The following is a 4,804-nucleotide window of genomic DNA, read 5'->3' on the forward strand; positions in this document are numbered from 1 at the left end:
TGCAACTGAATCCTCCCATTCAACTGCAGCGCAATTGACAACAGATGACAACTTATAGAGCAGAACCCAGGCCCAACCGGGGTTCATGCACCAATCTTGAATCGACTCTCCCTCGAATCAAGATCGCCGACGATTTTCTCCCCAACTCCACAATTTGAATTTCGCAGCCTACTGCAATTGGCTGGGTAGATCAGCCGACGGTGTACACCCCGTTGCTCGATCAACAGTCATCGTCCGTACTTTGACACGCTCCAATCACAACAACAGCAGCTTTATTCAGATGATGCCAACACCCTTGCACACGAATGATCCGGTTTACGCCCCTATCTACCTGGGGCAGACGCGAGGTGCCCCTGACCTTGCGGAATCGAAAAGCTCACTTCCGGTGATGCCACGATTACCGGATCGACAAGCCGTCGGGAGCCCTTGCTCAACCATGTCGAATCGAGTTACTGGCCTGAGGCAATTACCTTCCTGTGGAGACACTCAGTTGATGATTGCCGCGTAAATCTTGATTTCTTCTTTTCCAATTTTCCACTTTGATCCAGAAGAGGCCGGTTATGACGTTCGGGGGAATTAAAGTGAATTAGTTCAAATGGAAGGGTTCCTTGTGCCGATAATGATTGAACGGGATATGGCGGAGTGTCTGATCAGAGGACGTCTGACCTGTCCACCAGGAAGGTGGAAGCGTTCAGCCAGAATCGGATCAACAGCGCAAATCGGCTTGAATTGAATACTGGTAACTAAATAACCACAGCGCGGGCATCGACGCCACGTCCACAGAGAATCACGCTGTGGAAGCCGGTTGCTCACCATGGAGGGTGTGATGGTAATGAAGGTTGCAACGGACGAAGAAATCGCCCAGGTCTGGCAGGACTTTAAGCGAGATCAATCCAATCAGAACTTGCGAAACGCTCTTATCGAGCGATTTCTTCCGCTTGTCCGATATAACGCTGAACGGGTCTGGGCCAAGCTTCCCGACGGAGTCGATCTGAACGATCTGATTTCCGCCGGAGTTTTCGGATTGATGGATGCCATCGAAGCATTTGACCTCGACCGCGGCGTCAAGTTCGAAACGTACTGCGTCCCCCGTATCCGCGGTGCCATGCTCGACGAACTGCGCACGATGGACTGGGTACCACGCCTTGTCCGTAGCAAAGCCAGCAAGCTGGAAGCGGCACGCAAGGAAGCGGAAGCCGAACTCGGCCGTCCTCCATCAGATGCAGAAATCGCCCAGAAGATGGGCCTGCCGATGGAAGAGTATGACAAGCACAAGTCAGAAGCTTCTGCCGTCAATCTCGTCAGCCTGAACAAGAAATGGTACGAAACGGACAGTTACAAAGACGTCCGCGAAATCGATATCATCGAAGATACCAAAGGGGAAGACCCCACCGACAGCATCCAGAAACGTGACGTGATGAAGCTCGTCACCAAGGGGCTGAACCGCAATGAGCGATTGATCATCATCCTCTACTACTATGAAGAGCTGACGATGAAAGAAATCGGTACCACTTTGGGACTGTCGGAATCACGCGTCAGTCAGATGCATTCCAGCATCGTCGCACGCCTGAAGGATCAGTTGAACCGCCGTCGTCCCGAATTTGCACAGTAGCATTCAGCCGCGTGTCAGCGAGAATGAACTCGCCCACGTGCCCCATCAAAGCCCGACATCATCACGCGATGGTGCCGGGCTTTTTTGCATTGCGATCATCACTCCCGCGCTATCCAATGCCGTTCGAATTTGTACAGATTCAATCAGCAGACAGGACGCTGCTGGTCCCCCCTCTACCACAGCCCCGGATCACTCGCGAACGAGCTTTTTCAGTACTTCGACGCCACGCGCCAGCGTCTCGTTCTCGGCTGCAAAACTGACGCGGAAGTGAGTATCGTGCGGACTGAAGACGTTACCAGGGATGATCAATAGACCATTCTCGATCGCCCGCTTCGTAAACTCGGTGCCGGTCCCCTTGGGCGACTTGATAAACAGGTAGAATGCCCCGCCACTGCCACGAATGTCGTAGTCGTTCTTCAACTCGTTGATCAGGAACAGACGTTTCTTTGCATAGTCGGCCACGTGATGCGAAACGTCATACGACATTGCTGCAAGCCCCGCCCATTGGACGGGCTGCGGTGCACAGACGAAGGTGAACTGCTGCAACTTAATCATCTGTTGGATCAGATGGGAAGGCCCGTGAGCAAACCCGAGCCTCAGTCCGGTCATCGAGTGAGACTTGCTGAATCCGTCGATCACCAGTGTCTGGTCGTTCCACTTTGCCGGACTGACGAAGGGTTGTTCATACGTAAAGACGCGATAGATTTCGTCGCTAATGAGGCAGATGTTCTTTTCGGCGGCCAGTTCCGCCAGCCCTTTCATCTCTTCTTCCGTCGCGACATGCCCTGTGGGATTGCAGGGGCTGTTGCACAGAATCACCTTCGTTTTCGGTGTGATCGCATCACGGACCTTGTTCAGATCAATGGTAAAATCAGGATAGGTATCAATCACGCGGCAGGTTCCCCCAGCCAGCGTGACCAGATGCTTATACATCACAAACCAGGGATCAAATACGATGACTTCGTCACCTGGATTCACGAGGACGGAAAGTGCCAGAAGCAGCCCGCCACTCGTTCCACTGGTGATGAATGTCTGACGGTCGGCATGCCCCAGTTCCGCAGTCACTCGAGCCTGTAACGCTTCCCGGAGGGGAGAGATCCCCTGAGTCACGCTGTAGACGTTCTTTCCCCCCTCGACCGCAGAAATCAGCGCTTTCTTGACCGGGTCGGGCGTATCGAAGTGAGGTTGTCCGATACTCAGATTGATCGGATCTTTCATCGTCGCCGCCAGGTCGAAGACCTTGCGAATGCCAGAGGCATCGATCTGATGCATCCGATCAGCAATCCAGGAATCACTCATTTGTTCTGTCAGTTTCAAGTAAGAAATCGCCAGGCCGGCTCAGACACAATTCTCACAATACCACACCGCCTCGGTCCATCGGTACTGAATCGATCATCGTCAGCGGGAGACGGATGCACGGGATGCCGGGTTCTAGTTGGGGTCCCGTCAGCGAGAAAAGAAATCGACCACTGCGCGAATTGGCATGAGTCGTCCCTCAGGCCCCTTCCCCGAATCGGAATTTGATGCGATCACCTGGACCGGAGAGTCGTGTGCAGCTTGACGAAACCCTCGCACGGTACGTCGTCAAATTCGGCTGAGCGGCAAAAAAAGCCACCACTTGAAGGGGCAGCCAGCCACTGCGACACACTGACGTTTCGGAAAATCCTGATTGATTTGTCGTGTCAATGGCGTGCCGTGTCGCGTCCGCCATCCTGTCCCCCCGGATTCAAGCGGAACAGAAAGACCTGTTCCGCTTAGGAAGTGAACTCGTTGTGATCAACCCGTTCCAAGACCGCGGTCATAGGCTTCCAGATCGCGCAGGTAAAGCGCCAGGGATGACTGCAGCGTTTCGCGATTGATCTTCCACTGTGGCGATTCGTCCGTGTATCGGTGACAGTGTTCGACCAGCAGTCGATGCAGAAACTTGAACAGATGCCGGGGAACGCGCAGTCTTGAAAGATGACCCACCAGTTCCGCTTCGCTGATGGAGTCGTCGAACCAGTTCTTGATCGAGACCTGCTTGTCCGCATTCGTGGTGCAGGCACGAGCCCGGTCGTTAGCCAGGTCAAACAGTGATTCGCCGGTCCATTCGAGAGTGCGAATCAGGTTCTGCTTGTCGAGCCGTGACTTTTCGTAGAATTCCTTATCTTCCCGCGTCAGGTAGAAGCTGACTTCGACGGGCAGCAGTAGCTTGAAACCAATACCCGCATGCTTCAGGAACTTGTTGTCGAACATCGACCACAAGAGAGCCTTCATCCGCTCGGGGGAACCATTGATCAAGTGGGGTTCATCGACTCGATCGACCAGCACGGTGATCGAATCGAATCCGAGTCCCTCCAGAATATTCTGGAGTTTCGTCAGCAATTCATAACGATCGTCGCTGCGGTCACGTGACGGAATGGGCTGTCCGACCAGATCCTTGCTATCGAAGTGACTCAGCACAGATCTTAGCTGGTTGACGGGGCGGTCCAGGACGCGAATCTGACGGGCGACCTTCCAACCCAGCGTGGCCATCTTGAACTGATTCCAAAGCCAGGGTGCCCACCCGGCAACCAGTACCAGCCAGGGCCAGTACCGCCCCAGTTGATCCAGCTTTTGCAGGTAAGCGAGCAGACCGAACAGGACGCCAGTAGTTGCGAGCCCGATGGTGAAATCGCAATAACTGCGCCAGTTCGAGACCCCCAGTTTCCGACGCAGGCTCGACCAGCGAGTCTGCTGCGCGTTGTCAGTGCTGTGATCGTAAAACGAGGCCAGCAGCAGCAGATCTCGTTTGTTGCTGGGTGACAACGTCGCCGCTTTTTCTGCCGAAGCGTGGAACGGCCCCTGTTCCGAGGAACTTTTGCCCGAGGTAATATCATCAACGAGCGCCGTGGTGGCGAGTGACAGGATGCAGTCGATGTGATCCCAAAGACGCCATTTTTGCAGTGTCTTTTCGGGTTTGGCCCCCGTCCAGCCGACTTTCTCGTTGAAGGAATCGAGGAACGGATTGAAGTCATCGTAGTCGACGATGAAGACCCGGTGATCGGGATTCGCTTTATTGTACTTCGCGGTATGTTCGACAATCTGAAGCCGCAGAGCCGTTTTTCCGCTCCCCTTCTCACCAAAGACAACGGCCGTGGAGGGGGTCGATGGATCGCCGTAGATTTTGTCCCAGGCGGGATGGAAGGTGCCATACGCTCCCAGCTTCTGAAA

General features: G+C 54.2%; 3 protein-coding genes. 1 reads left to right on the forward strand and 2 read right to left on the reverse strand.

Annotated features, from left to right (window positions below; genetic code table 11):
• Window positions 1–832: 832 nt before the first annotated feature.
• Window positions 833–1,612 carry a FliA/WhiG family RNA polymerase sigma factor gene (locus VGE80_RS14295; protein WP_373653778.1) on the forward strand — a complete coding sequence of 260 codons (780 nt, stop codon included), beginning with the start codon at window positions 833–835 and terminating at the stop codon, window positions 1,610–1,612.
• Window positions 1,613–1,801: 189 nt separating this feature from the next.
• Here the strand turns inward: VGE80_RS14295 and VGE80_RS14300 are convergent, their stop codons facing one another.
• Together VGE80_RS14300 and VGE80_RS14305 are read right to left on the reverse strand one after the other, a co-directional pair.
• On the reverse strand, window positions 1,802–2,911 hold the full coding sequence (locus VGE80_RS14300) for a pyridoxal phosphate-dependent aminotransferase (RefSeq protein WP_440593138.1): 1,110 nt from the start codon (window positions 2,909–2,911) through the stop codon (window positions 1,802–1,804).
• Window positions 2,912–3,388: 477 nt separating this feature from the next.
• On the reverse strand, window positions 3,389–4,804 hold a 1,416-nt coding region (locus tag VGE80_RS14305; RefSeq protein ID WP_440593139.1), incomplete at its 5' end, for a hypothetical protein.

Source organism: Schlesneria sp., assembly GCF_036405755.1.
GTDB classification, from domain to species: Bacteria; Planctomycetota; Planctomycetia; order Planctomycetales; family Planctomycetaceae; genus Schlesneria; species Schlesneria sphaerica.

Bases quoted from the DNA above. Each gene is read 5' to 3' on its own strand.
- VGE80_RS14295 (WP_373653778.1), top strand. From the start codon at position 833: ATGAAGGTTGCAACGGACGAAGAAATCGCCCAGGTCTGGCAGGACTTT.
- VGE80_RS14300 (WP_440593138.1), bottom strand. From the start codon at position 2,911: ATGAGTGATTCCTGGATTGCTGATCGGATGCATCAGATCGATGCCTCT.